At 43.5% G+C, this 17,480-nt stretch carries 16 protein-coding genes and 1 pseudogene; 6 read left to right on the forward strand and 11 right to left on the reverse strand.

Annotated features, from left to right (window positions below; translation table 11 throughout):
* The first annotated feature begins 279 nt into the window (after positions 1 to 279).
* Positions 280 to 1,209, forward strand: a complete 930-nt coding sequence (locus tag PN462_RS19865) for an NAD-dependent epimerase/dehydratase family protein (protein ID WP_272130575.1) — start codon at positions 280 to 282, stop codon at positions 1,207 to 1,209.
* Between the two features lie 265 nt (positions 1,210 to 1,474).
* On the opposite strand, the gene rfbH is transcribed toward PN462_RS19865, so the two are convergent.
* The 3 genes from rfbH to PN462_RS19880 all read right to left on the reverse strand — a co-directional run bounded on the left by rfbH (position 1,475) and on the right by PN462_RS19880 (position 4,740).
* A complete protein-coding gene (rfbH, locus tag PN462_RS19870) occupies positions 1,475 to 2,788 on the reverse strand; it encodes a lipopolysaccharide biosynthesis protein RfbH (RefSeq protein WP_272130576.1) in 1,314 nt (437 codons plus the stop codon).
* A gap of 11 nt (positions 2,789 to 2,799) precedes the next feature.
* On the reverse strand, positions 2,800 to 4,104 hold the full coding sequence (locus PN462_RS19875) for an ABC transporter ATP-binding protein (RefSeq protein WP_272130577.1): 1,305 nt from the start codon (positions 4,102 to 4,104) through the stop codon (positions 2,800 to 2,802).
* A 288-nt stretch (positions 4,105 to 4,392) separates the two neighbouring features.
* Positions 4,393 to 4,740, reverse strand: a complete 348-nt coding sequence (locus PN462_RS19880; RefSeq protein WP_272130578.1) for a hypothetical protein — start codon at positions 4,738 to 4,740, stop codon at positions 4,393 to 4,395.
* Here PN462_RS19880 and PN462_RS19885 point away from each other — a divergent pair.
* Entirely contained in the window at positions 4,733 to 5,077 is a 345-nt protein-coding gene (locus tag PN462_RS19885) for a hypothetical protein (protein WP_272130579.1), read from the forward strand. The genes PN462_RS19880 and PN462_RS19885 overlap by 8 nt on opposite strands.
* Positions 5,078 to 5,301: 224 nt before the next feature.
* Here PN462_RS19885 and PN462_RS19890 read toward each other — a convergent pair whose 3' ends face one another.
* The 3 genes from PN462_RS19890 to PN462_RS19900 form a co-directional block, all read right to left on the reverse strand.
* On the reverse strand, positions 5,302 to 5,829 hold the full coding sequence (locus PN462_RS19890) for a DUF948 domain-containing protein (RefSeq protein WP_272130580.1): 528 nt from the start codon (positions 5,827 to 5,829) through the stop codon (positions 5,302 to 5,304).
* A 31-nt stretch (positions 5,830 to 5,860) separates the two neighbouring features.
* On the reverse strand, positions 5,861 to 6,202 hold the full coding sequence (locus tag PN462_RS19895) for a YtxH domain-containing protein (RefSeq protein WP_272130581.1): 342 nt from the start codon (positions 6,200 to 6,202) through the stop codon (positions 5,861 to 5,863).
* An 81-nt stretch (positions 6,203 to 6,283) separates the two neighbouring features.
* Positions 6,284 to 6,607, reverse strand: coding sequence for a hypothetical protein (locus PN462_RS19900; RefSeq protein ID WP_272130582.1), 324 nt, complete (start codon positions 6,605 to 6,607; stop codon positions 6,284 to 6,286).
* 154 nt (positions 6,608 to 6,761) lie between these two features.
* Here PN462_RS19900 and PN462_RS19905 point away from each other — a divergent pair, with 154 nt between their 5' ends.
* Both PN462_RS19905 and PN462_RS19910 read left to right on the forward strand, forming a co-directional pair.
* The gene (locus tag PN462_RS19905) at positions 6,762 to 7,829 is read left to right on the forward strand and encodes a ligand-binding sensor domain-containing protein (protein ID WP_272130583.1); all 1,068 of its coding nucleotides are present in this window, start codon (positions 6,762 to 6,764) and stop codon (positions 7,827 to 7,829) included.
* Positions 7,830 to 7,965: 136 nt separating this feature from the next.
* Entirely contained in the window at positions 7,966 to 8,934 is a 969-nt protein-coding gene (locus PN462_RS19910; RefSeq protein ID WP_443029234.1) for a DMT family transporter, read from the forward strand.
* A 118-nt stretch (positions 8,935 to 9,052) separates the two neighbouring features.
* Here PN462_RS19910 and PN462_RS19915 read toward each other — a convergent pair whose 3' ends face one another.
* Both PN462_RS19915 and PN462_RS19920 read right to left on the reverse strand, forming a co-directional pair.
* Positions 9,053 to 9,568, reverse strand: a complete 516-nt coding sequence (locus PN462_RS19915) for a hypothetical protein (RefSeq protein WP_272130585.1) — start codon at positions 9,566 to 9,568, stop codon at positions 9,053 to 9,055.
* Complete coding sequence (locus PN462_RS19920) at positions 9,565 to 10,581, reverse strand: AAA family ATPase (RefSeq protein WP_272130586.1); 1,017 nt, start codon at positions 10,579 to 10,581, stop codon at positions 9,565 to 9,567. The genes PN462_RS19915 and PN462_RS19920 overlap by 4 nt, the downstream gene beginning before the upstream one ends.
* A 278-nt stretch (positions 10,582 to 10,859) precedes the next feature.
* Between PN462_RS19920 and PN462_RS19925 the strand changes: the two genes are divergently transcribed.
* Complete coding sequence (locus PN462_RS19925) at positions 10,860 to 12,308, forward strand: peptidoglycan-binding protein (RefSeq protein WP_272130587.1); 1,449 nt, start codon at positions 10,860 to 10,862, stop codon at positions 12,306 to 12,308.
* Between the two features lie 53 nt (positions 12,309 to 12,361).
* Positions 12,362 to 13,423 (forward strand): glycosyltransferase, encoded by a 1,062-nt coding sequence (locus PN462_RS19930; protein ID WP_272130588.1) that lies wholly within the window; start codon positions 12,362 to 12,364, stop codon positions 13,421 to 13,423.
* A 319-nt stretch (positions 13,424 to 13,742) separates the two neighbouring features.
* On the opposite strand, the gene PN462_RS19935 is transcribed toward PN462_RS19930, so the two are convergent.
* From PN462_RS19935 to PN462_RS19945, 3 genes and pseudogenes are all read right to left on the reverse strand, one after another.
* On the reverse strand, positions 13,743 to 16,313 hold the full coding sequence (locus PN462_RS19935; protein ID WP_272130589.1) for a glycoside hydrolase family 55 protein: 2,571 nt from the start codon (positions 16,311 to 16,313) through the stop codon (positions 13,743 to 13,745).
* Positions 16,314 to 16,429: 116 nt separating this feature from the next.
* Positions 16,430 to 16,768, reverse strand: coding sequence for an STAS domain-containing protein (locus PN462_RS19940; protein WP_272130590.1), 339 nt, complete (start codon positions 16,766 to 16,768; stop codon positions 16,430 to 16,432).
* 102 nt (positions 16,769 to 16,870) lie between these two features.
* Positions 16,871 to 17,206, reverse strand: a pseudogene (locus PN462_RS19945) (sugar transferase); the annotation flags it as partial.
* Between the last annotated feature and the right edge of the window lie 274 nt (positions 17,207 to 17,480).

Below are 17,480 nucleotides of genomic sequence, written 5' to 3' on the forward strand. Positions count from 1 at the left end.
CCGAGGGGAGCGAATTTGTGGCTCGCTCACTGACTGTGGTCACTACTCTACGTCGTCAAGGGCGAAACGTTCTCGATTTTCTCATTCTGGCTTTACGCTCTGATAGTCCTTCTCTTTTGCCTTTACCCCCTGAATAGTTACTTCATATCGGGTTGAATAGAGTCTAGAGAAGTTGCGGTTTTAATGTCTTGTAAATTACGAATTTTGCTTTGAAAAAAAGACTGAATTGACATAAGCTGAATAAATTAACTTGAATTCAAGGGAGATAACTCTAGTTTAATGAATACAACTTCAGTAAAAACGGTTTTATTGACAGGAGGAACAGGGTTTCTCGGCAGTCAGTTAGCTTCAGAGCTTTTACACAATAACTATCAAGTTATTATTTTAAAACGGAGTTTTTCTAATACTCAAAGAATCCAGTCTATTTTACCACAAGTTTCCCTTTATGATATTGATAAAATTCAGTTAGAGCAACCCTTTCAAGACTTCCCAAAAATTGATGCGGTGATTCATACTGCAACCTGTCACGGATTAAACCAAGAACACCTCAGCGAGGTTTTATCCGCTAATACTTGGTTTCCTTTGCGTTTATTAGAAATTGCCGCAGACTATCAAACCTCCTATTTTATTAATACCGATACGTTTTATAATAAAGCCAATTATTCTTCCCAACATCGCAACGGATACACCCTCAGTAAAAAGCAATTTTTTTCTTGGGGAAAATTAGCCTCTCAAGCAGAAAAAATTAAGTTTATTAATTTACGCATTGAACACCTATTTGGAGCAGGAGACAGCGAGAAAAAGTTTGTAACTTTTCTCTTTAGAAGTTTAATTCAAAATAAACCCCATCTTCCCTTAACTCAGGGAGAACAGAAACGAGATTTTATCCATGTAAAAGATGCCATATCTGCCTATTTAACTATTTTACAAAATAGCGACAAACTAGACCAATGGTATCATGAATATGATGTCGGTCGAGGAGAAGCAGTTACCCTCCGTTCCCTCATTGAAACCATACACCAGTTGAGTCACTCCCAAACGGTTTTAGAGTTTGGTGCAATTCCCTATCGTCAAGGAGATATTATGTATTCTCAAGGGGATATAACTGCTTTAAAACAACTCGGATGGCAACCCCAACCAGATTTAGCCACCCGTATCCAAGAAACCATCATCGCAGAAAAACAATTCCTGTCAGTCAGTAAACAGTAATCAGTAATCAGCATCCGAAGGCAGATGGCAGAGGGCAGTGGTTTGCGCTCCGCGCACACTACGTGAACGACAAGACTTCGGCGAGCGTCAGTCGAGCCGCTCACCAACTAGGAAGGAGGAAGAAGCTAACCTAAAAAGAAGGTCAGAAACTCATCACAGCAAGGCTTTTAGCCAACTTTCAGCGATTTTTAGTTTCACCGAGAGTAATCAGTCATCAGTAATATTACCAATCACCTGTTACCTATTACCTATTATCCATTATTCATTACCCCTTCCCTAACAAACTGTTTCGGAAACAATCTGCCATATAATCTAAATGTGCGGGAGTTAAACCAGGGTAAATTCCCACCCAAAAGGTTTGATTCATGACTCGCTCGGTTTGGGTTAAATCCCCACAAACGCGATAGTCAATATGCTGATAGGCGGGTTGACGGATGAGATTCCCCCCAAATAATAATCGTGTGCCGATTTTATGCTGGGTTAACTGCTCAATGAGTTGATTGCGGGTTATGGGTTGGGATTCTCGTAGGGTGATGGGAAACCCAAACCAACTGGGATCACTCCCTGGAGTGGCTTGGGGGAGAATGAGAAAATCTTGCAGCGATCGCAACTTCTCCCACAAATAATCAAAATTCCGTTGTCGTTTCTCAATAAAATCTGGAAGTTTCTGCAACTGAGCCACCCCAATCGCGGCCTGCATATCCGTAATTTTCAAGTTATACCCCACATGACTATAAATATACTTGTGATCATAGCCATGGGGTAAATCCCCCAATTGCCAATCAAACCGCTTTCCACAAGTATTATCCACCCCAGGAGCGCACCAACAATCCCTCCCCCAGTCGCGGAAAGACTCAATAATTCGCTTGAGAATGGGACGATTCACCAAAATACATCCCCCTTCCCCCATAGTAATGTGATGAGCAGGATAAAAACTCACCGTCGCAATATCCCCAAATGTCCCCACCTGTTGGCCGTGATAGGTTGATCCCACCGCATCACAAGTATCCTCAATCAACCAAAGATTATATTTCTTGGCAACTTCCGTAATTTTCTCTAAATTAAACGGATTTCCCAACGTATGGGCTAACATAATCGCCTTAGTACCTGGAGAAATCGCCGCCTCCAGTTGCTCCACATCAATGTTATAAGTAGGAATCTCCACATCCAGAAACACCGGAACACACCCATTTTGAATGATAGGATTCACCGTCGTCGGAAATGCAGCGGCCACCGCAATAATTTCATCTCCTGGTTGTATGCGACTTTCCCCCAACAACGGAGACGTTAACGCAGACAAGGCCAATAAATTCGCACTTGATCCCGAATTTACCAACAGTGCATAACGAGTCCCCATATACGCGGCAAATTCCTGCTCAAACTGTGCCGCATAACGACCTGTGGTTAACCAAAAATCTAAAGACGCATCGACTAAACAAGATAATTCTTGACCATCAAACACCTTACCACTAATGGGGACAGGATCAACCCCAGGTCGAAAGGGTTGATATTGCCAATTTTCTTGATAATATTGGCGAGTTAATTCTAAAATTTGCTGTCTTAACGCTTCAGAACTCATGAAAATTTACCCTAACGCTGTTGATAAGAGGTTGATAAAATGTGTAACGAGCTATTCTCAAAGACAATATTTCCCCAACTGGGATGCCAAGAGGTAATCCTTGGACTAGAGCTTTGGTTAACTGTCCCAGTATTGGGTAAAATTTGAAAGGTTGGGCAACCAATCACCACATCAAAATCTCGACGATGACTATTATAATCCCCTTGACCAATACTAAATCCTCCATAATACGACCCAGGGGATAAATGATGATCTTTCAGGGTTAATTGTAAATGCAGGGTTTGGCCAGCTTGCACGGAAAACTGTTCTGTGGTGAATAATGTGCCAATACAAGACCCCCCAATGGTGAATACACTTGAACCGAGACTTAAATTTTGTAAGTCTTGTTTGGCATGAATGATTAGTTGATATTCAAGAGGTTGATCAAAGGGTAAATAATTACCTTCTTTGGCTAGTAATTGAATATCCGTAAATTCTACTTGCTGACTGACTCCAGGGACTCTAAGACGGCTAATATCTTCGGTGTTTTTTTGCAGTAAGTCTTCTAAGTATTCTTCCACAATAACTTCTGCACGGCCTTGATTTTCAATTTGCCCTTTTTTTAAATAAATGGCTTTATTACAAAGTAAATTAACCGTCTCCATATTATGACTGACAAATAAAACCGTTCTTCCTTCTCGCTTAGAGACATCTTCCATTTTGCCTAAGCATTTTTTTTGAAAGCCTACATCTCCCACCGCTAATACTTCATCTACAATCAAAATTTCTGGTTCTAAATGTGCGGCCACAGCAAACGCTAACCGCACATACATCCCGGATGAATAGCGTTTAACGGGAGTGTCTAAAAACTTCTCAATTTCTGCAAAGGCCACAATTTCAGCAAATTTTTTATTAATTTCTAGGCGACTCATGCCTAAAATTGAGCCGTTAAGATAAATGTTTTCACGTCCCGTTAATTCTGGGTGAAATCCTGTTCCCACTTCTAATAAACTGGCCACTCTCCCCCGTAGATGAATGCGGCCTGTGGTGGGTTCGGTAATGCGGCTAAGGAGTTTAAGGAGGGTTGATTTTCCTGCCCCATTTCTGCCGACAATTCCCACGCGATCGCCCGGTTGAATTTGAAAATTAATCTTTTCTAATGCCCAAAATTCTTCCTTGGTGGTAAAAATAGTTCTTTTGTTCTTACCCAAGAGGGTTTGACCCCATTTTTTCAGGCCGCGAGTAATCGCATAACGAAGGGCATACTGATCCCCCGCTTGGTGAGTAATCGTGTACTTTTTGCCTAAATTTTCAACGCGCAGGGCAAAATCCGACATTTCATTTCATTTGGAGTGAACAGTAAACCGTTTCGGCAATAGAGATACAGAAATTTTAACAAAAAACAGTTATGACGTTCTATTTCCCTAGGATTTTTGTGTCGTTGTTCCGAAAATCTGGCATGATAGAAAGAAATTGGGTTATCTTTGATTTGAATAAAGAACGCTTTTTAAACATATAAGTAAGATTCCGGATCAAAGGTCTAACCCGACTGATGGCTTTGCCTCCTGTTCAAGTCCTCCTGTTCAAGTCCTCCTGTTCAAGTCCTCCTGTTCAAGTCCTCCTGTTCAAGTCCTCCTGTTCAAGTCCTCCTGTTCAAGTCCTAGGCTGCTCCCATGAAGTGGATTCGGACTGTCAAGAGTGAACCTAAAGCATTGAACATTGACGGAAATCTTCCGGTTATGTTTAGCTTGGGGCAAAGCTGCACGTTCGCCGACGCGAAAAGATGTTGACTCCATGAACGCATTACAACAACCTCCCATTCCCAATCCAACCGTTGCGACTCGTCCCAAGTCTAAGGCTTCAGGCTCTAAGTCTTCTAAGTCTTCTAAGTCTTCTAAGTCTTCTAAGTCTTCTAAGTCTTCTAAGTCTTCTAAGTCTTCTGGGTCTAATTCTGGTCGTCGTGTTGTGTCCATTCAACACCAACAACACAAAAAACAGGCCAAACGCCGTTCTCATAGTGCAGTAGCGGTGGAAACCCTAGTGAAAATTGTCACCAATGGGGTGTTATCAACGGTAGCTCTAGCGGCTTTGGTGAATTTATTTCCCTATTACTGGTCACAACAAGCCCAGTTACAATCGGTACAAACGGAGGTGAAACAGGCAGAAGCTCAGGTGAAGCAGTTACGGAGCAATCTGAGCCGAAGTTTTGACCCGGCCCAAGCCCAAAATGTCATGAGTGAACAGAGTGCTATGTTGGCCCCCAATCAACGACGGGTGATTTTAACTAATCAAGGAGAATCTGGACAATAGACTCCAAGTTCCTTTGTTGAGGGGGATGGGGAAGATAGGGGAGAGGGAGTTTTAACAAGTTTCTCGATTCAAGTCTGCTCTATCTGCCGATGCTCCCAAAAACTTGCCTCAGATGGGGTATTTTAACTGGTCGCCAGCATTTGAAGGCAGATGGCAGATGTTGGATCAAAGAGGAAGTTCGCGTCAAAAGAAGCTCAGAAACTAACTCGCTCACGCCTCAGCCTCTAGGATTTTGAGGCATTATTGCGGGAGTTGGACTGGGATTCCGAAACAGGGGTATTGGCGGGATCATAGTCGGATAACTCGGTAAAGGAGGGGGGAAGACGCTCTCGATCGCGCTCACGGGACCGATAAAGGGGCCGAGAGGGCGGCGGAGCGGCCTTTCCCTTGGGTTTTTGCAGGGAAGCCCAAGCGGCCTTCACCCCTGCCACCACACTACGAGTCCCCACTTGCACCCGGCGGCCTTGTTGGCGCACCGATTCCACCCCGTCATCCACCTGTTTCACTACATCGGAGGCATGGTTCACCCCCTCGGAAATATCGTCGGTTAATTCGCTAATTTCCAACCCGGTGAGGCGAATAGCCTCTAGGGTGGGAGGAAACTCTCGGCGGAGGGTATCAAAGAGCTTTTCGGCACTGCGAGAGGCTCTGGCCAACTCACGAAATGCCGGAAGGGCTGCTATCAGAACCGCCGTTAGGCTGATAGCAACCAAAAATAAAGAAAGTCCTAGCCAAAATAAAGGATCGATCACCTTAAAAATTACTCAAATCACTTCAGTGGCATTATTCAGGATTCGAGGTCGAAGAATCTGCCGTTACATTCCGGGGTTTTGATAGTTCTTGGGCTTTGAGTTGACTGGCATCAATCCCGTCTGCGATCGCAGTTTTCAAGCGCACCAACGTCTCATCCCAATTTTGCAACGCCGACTCCGAAAGTCGGTCTGCCTGCAATTGAACACTACTTGATAAATCCTCGGCCAATTCTGGCAAGGCATCGGCAGATTTTTTTAAAATTTGTCGCGTTTCTCGGCCTGGACGGGGAGCCAGGAGGAGTCCCACCACTGTCCCCACTGCGCTCCCCATCAGGAGTCCACCTAAAAACGCACCTGTGCTTTTCTTTGACATTGCTTCAGTCTAACGGCCTACCCTCATTTTAAGCGGATTTTGCGTTTGAGTCTCATCCTGTGGCCAGTTCCCTGGCAAGGACTATCGCCGAGTGCGACGAGAGCGACGGGTTCGGCGTGTTTTACGCCAAGCTAAGGGGAGTAAACGCAAGACTTGGAAAATTTGTTGGAGTTGTTGCAGTTGCTCCATGAGAACCCCATAGCGTTGCCGCAAACGGGCTGTTCCCCGTTGTCCTCGGTCAATATACCTAGGGGCTGGGGACAGCACACGATGGACGCGGCCTTCCACCCGATAGAGGGTGTTGGCTGCCCGTCCGATGGCTTTTCCCCATCGCCACAGTTTCCACGCCAGATAAAAATTAAATAACGCGATCGCGCAATTGAGAACCACAACCCCAACAACCATACCCCTTGTCGCTCCCTGAGACATCAGACAGTTTCACGGTATCATCTTCGGCACGAAACCCCCAAATTTAAGTATCGCAACCCGTCTTGAACACTATAGAAAAACATAAAAATCCGAACTATAATCGGCTCAGAGAATGCAAAATGAGACACCTATGCAAGCCTGGATCAGTTGGCTCAGTAGTTTAGCCTTGGTGGGGGGCTTGATTTCCCCGGCGATCGCCCAATGGTTGCCCGAAGCCAGCCAACCTTCAACCCTCACCTTCCCCAATGACCAACCCCCTCCTATTCCCACCCCCCTACCCTCAGAACGTCTCCGCCAAGAACATCAACTCCCCGCACGGGATTTCCGCGTTCCTGCCCTCCAAGAGGACTACACAGGCAGTTTATGGGTCGGCTCTTGGATGGGATTAACCCGCATTGACCCCAACACCGGGCGCATTCTCTCCCGCATTAGTCTCCCCAACTACACCCTCGAATCCCTCGCACAAGACCGTTCAGGCCGCATCTGGGGCGGCACATACCAAGGCTTAGTCCGGGTTGATCCCCGCAGTAATGAAGTCACTACCTATACCTTTCAACTCCCCTCTAAACGGGTTCTCTCCCTCCTGGTGGATCATCGGGGGTATCTCTGGGCCGGCACAGATCGGGGATTAGCCTTAATTAGTCCAGATCAAGGGTTACTTATGACCACCCTCCAAGAGTTACCAGGGGTGAGTGCCAATGCTTTAACCTTGGATTTAGAAGGACAACTCTGGGTTGGAACTTTAGAAGGACTGGTGCGCGTTGATACCGCCAGTGCCTTTATTATCGGACGCATGACCAACATTCCAGGGGGAACGGTGCAAGCCCTGGCCACTTCCCCCCAAGGGTCTATTTGGGTCGGCACATTAAATCATCTTGTGGAAATTGACCCCATTAATCGCCGCATTCTCCGCACTTTCCCCAATTTTAAAGGACGCAATATCCGCTCCATTCGCTTTGCTCGCAATGGTCGTGTCTGGGTAGGAACAGAACAGGGGTTATATAATGTTGAACCCGAAAGCGGGGAAATTATCGGACAAATTCCTGATCTCCCCTCCAGTGAAGTGATTGCTCTCTCTCCCGACACCGGAAACAAAGTCTGGGTGGGAACAAGTGAGGGACTTGCGTGGATTAGTCAAACCACGGGGTTAGTCCGGCCCCATTTAGCTTTTGTCCGTAATCCTCCGTTGACTTGGTGATGGGTAATTGGTAATGGGTGATGGGTTCAGAATGCTTTTCCTGTAGGACTTTAACCACAAAAACTTCTTAATAAAACTCAACATTTCGCTAAAATGGGAAGTTAGCTCATTGTTGAACGTCCATTACGCTGAATCTATGCAGGCTAAAACATCCCCAACATCGTTCTTGATCCCCCTTATGTTGATTGCTCCCTTTTTTCTCTGGGGGACTGCTATGGTGGCGATGAAAGGCGTTTTACCCGTGACGACACCGTTATTTGTGGCCGGGGTGCGTTTGGTTCCTGCGGGGGTGCTAATTTTGCTGGTGACGGTTTTATTGAGATTACCCCAACCCCAAACGAAAAAAGCCTGGCTTTGGATTGGCCTGTTTGCGTTGTTAGATGGGTTGATGTTTCAGGGGTTTTTGGCGGAAGGACTAGATCGGACGGGGGCCGGGTTAGGATCGGTGATGATTGATTCGCAACCGATCGCGATCGCGCTTTTATCCAATTGGCTATTCTCAGAACAAATTGGCCCCTGGGGGGGGTTAGGACTATTGGTGGGAGTCACTGGAATTAGTTTAATTGGCCTCCCCGATGATTGGTTATTGAGTTGGGTTAACGACACCTCGGTTTCTCTGTCTGTCAGTGTACAGAGTTTATTTGATAACGGGGAATGGTTGATGTTGTTGGCTTCCTTATCCATGGCCTTGGGGACCGTGAGTATTCGCTTTGTGAGTCGTCATGTTCACCCCGTGGTCGCAACCGGATGGCATATGATTATTGGGGGGATACCGTTGTTTGTTATGTCTGGCCTGTGGGAGACGCAACAATGGACAAACCTCGATAGTGTAGGCTGGTTATCTTTAACCTATGCTACGGTGTTTGGGAGTGCGATCGCTTATGGTCTTTTCTTCTATATCGCCTCTAGTGGCAATTTAACCAGCTTCACCTCCTTAACCTTCCTAACCCCCGTTTTTGCCCTAATTTTCAGTAATTTACTCCTAGGAGAAGTCCTCAGTTCACTTCAATGGGTGGGGGTTCTCTTTACAATTATCAGTATTTATTTAATTAATCAACGAGAAAAATTAAATGCACTCGGTAAGCAAGTGGTGGAAAATAATTAGGATTGAATCTCGAAGTGTACTAAGAGCGCAAGTTGGCTTGAGCCGATTCCTTCTTCTACAGGAGAACAGTGTCGCTTATTATTCTCTCATAGACCGAGCTTCAAGATTAGCTTGCGATTTAGCTAATTAAACCGTATTTTTTCGCTAAACTATCGTTTAATACTAAAACATTATTAGGAGATAAACTCCATGTTTTTACAGTAGGTTTTAAGAACTTTCTGAGTGCATCTTGTAACGGTGAAATCCACTCTTCTCGATGCCCATTAATAATCACAATGAGACGAAATTGTGTATTGTCTAGCTTCAATTTCTGAAATGGGATCGGTAATTCGCTCGAAGTTGGATGACGTTTTAAATAGGTAGCCATATAGAGATTGAGAGCATTCGTGAGCTTATCTCGGATTTCTATAATAAACTCTTGAAAGTTAGGTTGTGTTTCTGGACGAGGTGAACTAGACTTGGCCTCAATAATATCAACTTTAGAGGTGTCGGATGGATGCAGTACCAGCAACTCTGCCATTTTGACATGAGACTGGATATTTTGATAAGTTGCACTCTTTTCAATATGAAAGTAATGGTCAACGGGATAAGGACCAAATTTCATCCCTGACTCAAAAATAGAATGACTTGTCATAACATTGCTAATTCCACTTCTTCTTTATAAAGATCAATCGATTCATTAATAATAGGGTTATCTGGTAAACCTTCTCGCAAGTTTTCCATAGTCCAACCATCAGAATTACCAGAAAGAGTGACAATATTTAGAGAATCTAATTTTTGAGAAAGAATAAATAATTTTTTTATCACAAAATAGGAATGACTGGCGATAAAAAATTGAATTCCTTGTTCTGCCAATGAAGCAATAATCTCAAGAAACTTTAAAATTGCTTTTGGGTGCAATGTAGATTCTATTTCATCAATAAAAATAATTGAGTTTTTATCAAGATAACCATTTTCTAGCAAAATACTAAGAATCGCTATTTTTCTATATCCTTCAGCCGTCAAACCAATTGAAAACTTCTTTCTCCCTTGTTTAAAATACCAGTTTTTTGTTTTTTTATCCCATTCCATTTTTCCTTGTGAAATTTGCTGCAAACTGTCTATTGATTTGCTAAATGGATGACTTGATTTTTTCTGTTTGGGAATGTGCCTTAATGCTCTTACTAAGTCCAAATAAGTATCATCAAAACCAAAGATTTTCTGTTGTTCACGGGATTGTAAAATTAGACCATGAAGAGAGATCACTTCTTTCGGGGGAATATAAATGGAATTACTGGTACGAGGAGAAACTTTATTTTGCAAATCTTGAATACTTTTTGTGGTATGTTCACCAAATTGATAGGAGAATTTTTGCTCATTTAAGCATAGGGTTAATGATAGAGGATCATTCGCTCCTTTTTGCACTAAATCACCAATTGTTTCGGTTTCAAAAGTCCAATAGAGTTTCGCAGCCAGAATTTCCGCAGCCGTGCGAGGTTCATTCCCACGTTGATATTCTTCTAAGGTGCGTACCGCCGTATAAAGTGCTTTTAATAATATGGTTTTTCCTCTACCATTTCCCCCAATAATTAGATTAATTTGTCCTAATTGATTGCATTTTAGCTGTTGTATAGGTCCAAAGTTGTGGAGTTCAATTTCTTTGATCATAAAATCAATTTAGGTCAGATTTAATTAAGTTGTTTCCAAGACTCAGATATTCCTCACTATAGCAATTCCCCGACAACAGCAACACTAAGCAGAATTCAGCGTCCTCATCTCCGCTTTCCTTGATGATGAGAGATTTTTCAACTTGATTGGGATGCACAAGGCAAGAATGCGGTTATGATGAAATCAGTTTTTGATTGGGTGTGATCTTGACGAAGATATTCTGGGTTACGCTATGGTTAAAGCGGTTAACCCCCCTATTTATTTAAGTTTGCGCGTTCATGATTAGCGATCGCTTGTCCCAACTCACCCTATGGCTTGTTTGTCCCCTCATCGCACTCACTGTCACGAGTGGCGAAGGAATGGCTATGGCCCAGCGTCCAACTGCTATAGTAGCTCAAGCTGAAGAACAAACCCAAGATGCACCCGAAGACGCAACCGGAGATGCAACCGGAGAACAAACAGGAGAACAAACAGGAGAACAAACAGGAGAGTCTGATGGTGGTACTCCCTTCCTACAAAAAGGGGATGAAGGCCCCATTGTTCAAGAATTACAAGAACGTCTCAAACGTTTAGGCCATTATGAAGGTGAGGCCGACGGAAAATTTGATGATCAAACCGAAGCGGCAGTTCTTAAATTTCAAGAAAGTCAGGACTTAGAACCCACGGGGGTTTTTGACGGTCAAGCATTTGAAAGACTCAGTGAATTACAAGGTATCCCTCGACCTCAACCTAAACCCAAAACACAACCCAGACGCTTGAGTAAAAAGGTTTTACTGGTGCTGGGTGCAGGGGGTGTAGTTCTCTTGGTGGGAATGGGGGGACTGATTTTCTTGTTATTGCGGTATGTCAATCAGGGGAAAGAGACTCCTACCTCGGATGAACCCGCAACAACCTCCCAACCCGATGAACCTGCAACAACCTCCCAACCCGATGAACCTGAAACAACCTCCCAACCCGATGAACCTGTAACAACCTCCCAACCCAGTCCATCGGTTCAGACTTCTCAACCCGTTTCTCCCCTGTACTCCTCCTCTCCACCTAACTCCCCCTCTAAATTTACCCAAAAAGCGACCTCGGAGAAGCAAGAATTCTCTCCTCCTCTCGAAAAGGTTGCTCCTCCCCCTAGTCCTCCCCCTGAACAGGAACAAGTCCCGTCTCTGGAGGATGAGGAGGATTTTCCTGATATGTGGCAAGAGTCCCAACCGATGCCTCAACCCCATAATGGTTATGCAGTGGGAGAGGAGAGTTTGGCTTTATCTCAACCGCCAACCCTTCCCCAATTGGACGAAATTGAGGAGTTAATTCGAGAATTACACGCACCTGACCCAGATCAACGGAAACAAGCGATTTGGGATTTAGCACAACAGGCAGATTCCCGTGCGGTGCAACCCCTGGTGAGTTTAATGTTAGAGTCGGATTCTCAGCAGCAGAGTCTCATTTTAGAGGCGATTTCTCAAATTGGGTCGCGTACTCTCAAACCGATGAATCGAGCGTTGGCCTTGGCGTTACAAGATGATAACCCCCAAGTGCGCAAGAATGCTATTCGGGATTTAACGCGGGTGTATGAGATTATTACTCAGTTGAGTCAGTTGGTCTATTATGCGACGGATGATCCTGACCCGGAGGTGCAAGAAATTGCGAAATGGGCTTTAATACAGCTTAATCATATTCGGATGCCTCCCCAGAATCCGGTGAAACCTTATTATGAGTCTATGGATAATGGTTAAGGGGGAGCGGTAGCAGGGGAGAATGGGCAGTATTGTTTAAGAATTAATTGGGAATGCGATCGCTGAATTTATTGTTTGTTTCAACCCCCGTCGGTCCTTTGGGGTCGGGTTTAGGGGGAGGGGTGGAACTCACCCTCTATAATATGGCGCAGGAATTACAACGACGGGGACATCAGATTAAAATTGTTGCTCCGTTGGGGTCTAAGTTACCAGGTCTAGAGATTCAGGAAGTGAAGGGAAATGTACAGGTAGCGGCCCAGAGTCAGGGGAGAGAAACCCCGGTGATGATGCCCTCTCAGTCGGCGATTGGGGCGATGTGGGAGTATGCGCGGTTGGTGCAGGGGAATTATGACCTATTGGTGAATTTCGCCTACGATTGGCTACCGTTTTATCTCACACCGTTTTTTGAGCGTCCGGTGGCCCATTTTGTCAGTATGGGGTCTTTGAGTGAGGCCATGGACGATGCCATTGCAAAAGTCGGCGCGTTTAATCCCGATCTCTTAGCTTTCTATTCCCCCACCCAAGCGCAAACTTTCCCCCCTCTCCCTCGTTATCATTATCTCTGGAGTGCCGTTGATTTGGACCAGTATCAGTTTTGTGAGACTCCAGAGGACTATTTTGCCTGGGTGGGACGCATTGCCCCGGAAAAAGCCTTAGAGGATGCTATACAAGCGGCCCAACAGGCCAATATCCCCTTGCGGATTTTCGGGAAAATTGCCGATCGCCAATATTGGGACCAGATTCGTTATACCTATCCCGATGCACCTATTGACTATCGAGGGTTTTTAGACACCCAAACCCTACAACAACAGTTACGGTGTAGTCGAGGGTTACTAATGACTCCCCGTTGGGTGGAGGCGTTTGGTAATGTGGTTATTGAAGCCTTAGCTTGTGGGGTCCCGGTGATCAGTTATCAACGGGGGGGCCCAGCAGAAATTATTGAGGACGGTAAAATCGGCTTTTTAGTGACTCCTGATCATGTCCCCAGTTTGGTCACGGCCATGGGCAATATTAGCGCGATTGATCGCCGTCAATGCCGCCAACAGGTACAACAGCAGTATTCTTTAAATGCGTTGGGCGATCGGGTGGAGCGTTGGTTTCAAAATATGGCTTGACCTACTGTACATTATCAATAAAACCCTATCCCCCAAGGGATAGGGTTAATGGGTTTAATCATAGGTCTATTTTCATTGTACTCCTTAATCCCCTCAGTATTCGTCTGCAATCGTGTTGAGTTTTATATGCAATAGGCTATGGCATTCTTGTTACAAGAAGCTATCCAGACCCACGATAGAAGGGAATAGGAGAGTTAGACCCAAGATTTTATTTTTCGTCAATAGAGAAAATTGATCTGATTATTCTTGATGGGTTGGCGGTCTCTGAATTCATGAGTTTCTGTTGATAACGGTTCTGATGAACTTGTCAAGACTAACCTTAACGACGGCGACACATTGTAATTAACCCAGTAATCGTTGCTAACCCCAACAGTGTGGACGGATCGGGAATGCTATGATGCGATCGCGCACTTACCGTCAAAGCAAAGTCTTCAATCTTCACATCATTCAGAGGATCACCATCTGTAAATCGGACTAAAATCTCATTCTCAAAGGGATCTCCGGATGTATGAAGACTCCAATCACCGGGGCCTGGCGTTGCGGCTAAATTATAAGGAGTGAACTCAGAAAATAGGCTTTTTGTCTCTTGCTCAGGGTTAAATAAAGATGTAGAGTAATAGGTCTTTTGTTCACTTCCTTCTACCCCCAAGGTATATTCTTTACCAGCATTAAACAGGAAAGAGGCAGTACAATTTGAGAAACCCGTAAAACAAGTTTTGCCTTCGCTATACTGAGAGGGGTCTTGAGTCAGTAGAGAAGTGACGGGTTTGAGTTGGTTATTGACAACTTCAAAAACCTGTAATTCTTTCAAGAAAGGATTATCGCTTCCCCAAAAAGTAAAGTCTCCCCAAGTGTCATTGTTAAATCGAATTCCTTGGGGACTAAATAAGAATTTCTGGTCGTCATGAGAACTCCAAATCGGATCATTCCCATGACCTACATAGAATAACCTTCCACTAAAGCGACGATGGGAATTAAGAATATCTTCCGTTTGCCCATTTTTAGTTTCTCGCACTAACACTTCATATCCTGTTGCAACTGGTAAATAAGACCGCACTAAGACAGAAGTATTCGATTCATTACTAATATACTGTGCTTGAGGAGGATCAGTATCGGGAATACTAACATTAATATGATTTAATCCTCCAATGACTTCGGTATTCCCCTGATTTTTAGTTTCGATGATCGTTCCAATTTGTTCTGTTTTGAGTCCCAATACCCACAGATTCCCCCCATCATTTAAAATTTTAGCTTCTCCTTCAGGAGGAATGGCTTCAACATTGAGATTTCTGGCCCAAGCATTTTGGTTTTTCATCCGAATAAGTCCAGAAACGACATCTTCAAAGAAAACATCTCCTGTCCCTTTTTTCGTATTAGTATAAGAATCTAATTCACTTTTTTGAATCACTAACGTGCGGTCTGAATTATGCTCAATACTTGCACCGGAAAGTCCAGATAATCGTTCTATAATAACAACCGGAGATTCTCCATTCTCAAAACGAAAAGTGGGTTTAACCGTGTCATTAGGAAAGTTAGCTCGCATACCAATAATTTTTTTAACACTTCCCCGAATTAAAATCGGTTTATCAATGTTATAAGTTTGATTCGGTAAAAATACAGTTTCTATTCCGGGGGTATCAATGACCGCTTGAATATCTTTTGCTGTATTCCCTTCCACTACCGCAATTTTATTTAAATCATGATGAATGACGGGAGTTTCTTTAACTGCTAAGTTGAGGGTTTGAGTTTTCGCTGAAAATCCTGATACAGGAGCATTACAACTCCATTCTGTTATATTACCGCTTATTGATTCTAATTGTCCTTCTAATACCCCTTCACTACAATTATAGACATTAGCGGTATTTTTATAGCCAGTTTGTTGAACATTCCGAAAATAAGTTTGCATAGTCTTCTTTTCTCCATCTGTACCCCGATGGTGATCTTGAATGAAGGTTTCAATCGCATTTAAGGTTTCTGTATTTTCTCCCGTTAATTTAGCATCAATTAAAAATAAATTTGCACCATGACCCCGCATTTTAATCACTGGTACAGAATTAAAACTTTCTAGCCCACGAATTGTTAGGACTTGCATAGATTGTTGAATCCCAACTTTATTTTGTCCTTTTAAAATAATATTTTCTAAATTAACAGAATTTGCTTTTCCTCCTCCTACTTTAATTCCGGCATCAAACCCTTTAACCTCTACATTCTTAATGAGTAAAGGCCCAATTTCTGGGGTAGTTAAATCTAGTCCATGAGACCCTTGTCCATCTCCTGATTGAAGTATAACGTTATATAATCCCCCGCCATTATTAGAATTAAATTTAACGGCAATGGCATTTTTATTTCCTGTTCCAGTATCAATTGTTAAATTTTCTAAACGATTCCGAAATCCGTTCGCATGATTTTCTTTAGTGTCAATGACGGGTTTAAGGTCATCTCCAGAGAAACTGGGAGCATTATCCTTGAGTTTAATAATTGTTTCTTCACGACTTTCCCCCATGAGAGTAGTCCGTTTATAAAACAAACCACCATGTTCTCCTTTCGGCCATTCAAGGGTGTCACTCACCACATAAGTCCCTTTAGGGACATAAATAATTTTTCGTTCATTGGCAATTTCGGTTCGAGATAAGGCTTTTCTAAAGGCTTCTGTATCATCTGTTACTCCATCCCCTTTTGCTCCATAGTCTTTAACATTAATGACTCCTCCTTCTTCTTCGCTCAGAGAAGGGAATAATACAGAATTCTCATTAAACAACGAAGTTAAAGAACTGGTTTGCTGATGAGTATTGTCTTTGCTTTCTGATGAGAAAGATAAGGAAGGAAATGCTGTTAATGAGGCACAAAATGCGAGAGACACTGGGATTAAAAAACGTCGAGATAAAGCCATTGTTAAGTAACTTCTATTGTACTTACTTTTAAGATAAACACCATTTTATTGATAATTTTTCTAATGATAAAAACTCCTCTTTGGTTGTTCAAAAGAGGAGTTTATTGATAGCCTATTTAGGCAGCAACCCTTGATGTGAGTTCAGCCTCTTGAGTTTCTAAAACTTGATCTAAATTCGTCAATTCCAGAATCATCTGAATAGACGCAGAGGCAGAACAACCAATTAGCCGTTTACCTAATTGCCTGGCTAATTTAATTAAGGTCACTAAGATCATTAAACCCTGACTATCAAGGTTAGAAACCTCTGAAAAATCAATCCACACTACAGAATGATTAGATAGCGTTAAACTATTTTGGTAAATCAAATATTGCTTTACATCCAAAGATGAAGATAGGTGAAGTAAATCTTTTAAAGAAATAACAGTGCCGTTGAGGGGTGAGCGTGTAGTTTGCATTTTTATTTCTCCAATAATCAAGTAACAGGTTAAGTAGAAATAGAAAGAATTACCCAGTAAGGTAGGGATGTAAGAGAGCAAATAATTTACAAGTCAGTTATTTTAACAAGCACCAGCGCGAGATAAAACTGCTGGAATTGTTTTGCAGAGAATCACTACATCGTGAAAGGGATGCCAAAGGGATTGATAACGTAAATCCAGTTGCACAACTTCCTCAAAATCTTTAATGGAGGAACGTCCACTTACTTGCCATTGTCCCGTGATACCGGGTTTAACATTCAAGCGTTTCCAGTGGTGTTCTTGATATTGCATGACTTCATCTTCTGTCGGGGGACGAGTTCCAACTAAACTCATATCACCCCGCAAAACATTCCAAAATTGAGGTAATTCGTCTAAACTATAAGCTCGAAGAAAACGACCAACATGGGTAATACGGGGGCACCAAAAACCTCATAGGAGAAAGCGTAGGGTGCGTTAGCGAAGCGTAACGCACCAAAAACTGTAGGGTGCGTTAGCGAAGCGTAACGCACCAAAAACCTCATAGGAGAAAGCGTAGGGTGCGTTAGCAAAGGGCAGCCCTGTCAAGGTGAGAAATTGTAGAACGAGACACCGTTGTTTCAGACACTTGTGAGAGACATTTTCTCCCCCTCTCCCAAGGTTGGGAGAGGGGGTTGGGGGGTGAGGGCGACTCCAAACCGCCATATCTCGTTAC

Source organism: Spirulina sp. CS-785/01 (assembly GCF_028330525.1).
Taxonomy (GTDB): domain Bacteria; phylum Cyanobacteriota; class Cyanobacteriia; order Cyanobacteriales; family Spirulinaceae; genus JAQMSD01.

Bases quoted from the DNA above. Each gene is read 5' to 3' on its own strand.
- PN462_RS19895 (WP_272130581.1), bottom strand. From the start codon at position 6,202: ATGTCAAAGAAAAGCACAGGTGCGTTTTTAGGTGGACTCCTGATGGGG.
- PN462_RS19880 (WP_272130578.1), bottom strand. From the start codon at position 4,740: ATGGACACAACACGACGACCAGAATTAGACCCAGAAGACTTAGAAGAC.
- PN462_RS19875 (WP_272130577.1), bottom strand. From the start codon at position 4,104: ATGTCGGATTTTGCCCTGCGCGTTGAAAATTTAGGCAAAAAGTACACG.
- PN462_RS19925 (WP_272130587.1), top strand. From the start codon at position 10,860: ATGATTAGCGATCGCTTGTCCCAACTCACCCTATGGCTTGTTTGTCCC.
- PN462_RS19910 (WP_443029234.1), top strand. From the start codon at position 7,966: ATGCAGGCTAAAACATCCCCAACATCGTTCTTGATCCCCCTTATGTTG.
- PN462_RS19920 (WP_272130586.1), bottom strand. From the start codon at position 10,581: ATGATCAAAGAAATTGAACTCCACAACTTTGGACCTATACAACAGCTA.
- PN462_RS19905 (WP_272130583.1), top strand. From the start codon at position 6,762: ATGCAAGCCTGGATCAGTTGGCTCAGTAGTTTAGCCTTGGTGGGGGGC.
- PN462_RS19940 (WP_272130590.1), bottom strand. From the start codon at position 16,768: ATGCAAACTACACGCTCACCCCTCAACGGCACTGTTATTTCTTTAAAA.
- PN462_RS19935 (WP_272130589.1), bottom strand. From the start codon at position 16,313: ATGGCTTTATCTCGACGTTTTTTAATCCCAGTGTCTCTCGCATTTTGT.
- PN462_RS19915 (WP_272130585.1), bottom strand. From the start codon at position 9,568: ATGACAAGTCATTCTATTTTTGAGTCAGGGATGAAATTTGGTCCTTAT.
- rfbH (WP_272130576.1), bottom strand. From the start codon at position 2,788: ATGAGTTCTGAAGCGTTAAGACAGCAAATTTTAGAATTAACTCGCCAA.
- PN462_RS19900 (WP_272130582.1), bottom strand. From the start codon at position 6,607: ATGGTTGTTGGGGTTGTGGTTCTCAATTGCGCGATCGCGTTATTTAAT.
- PN462_RS19865 (WP_272130575.1), top strand. From the start codon at position 280: ATGAATACAACTTCAGTAAAAACGGTTTTATTGACAGGAGGAACAGGG.
- PN462_RS19930 (WP_272130588.1), top strand. From the start codon at position 12,362: ATGCGATCGCTGAATTTATTGTTTGTTTCAACCCCCGTCGGTCCTTTG.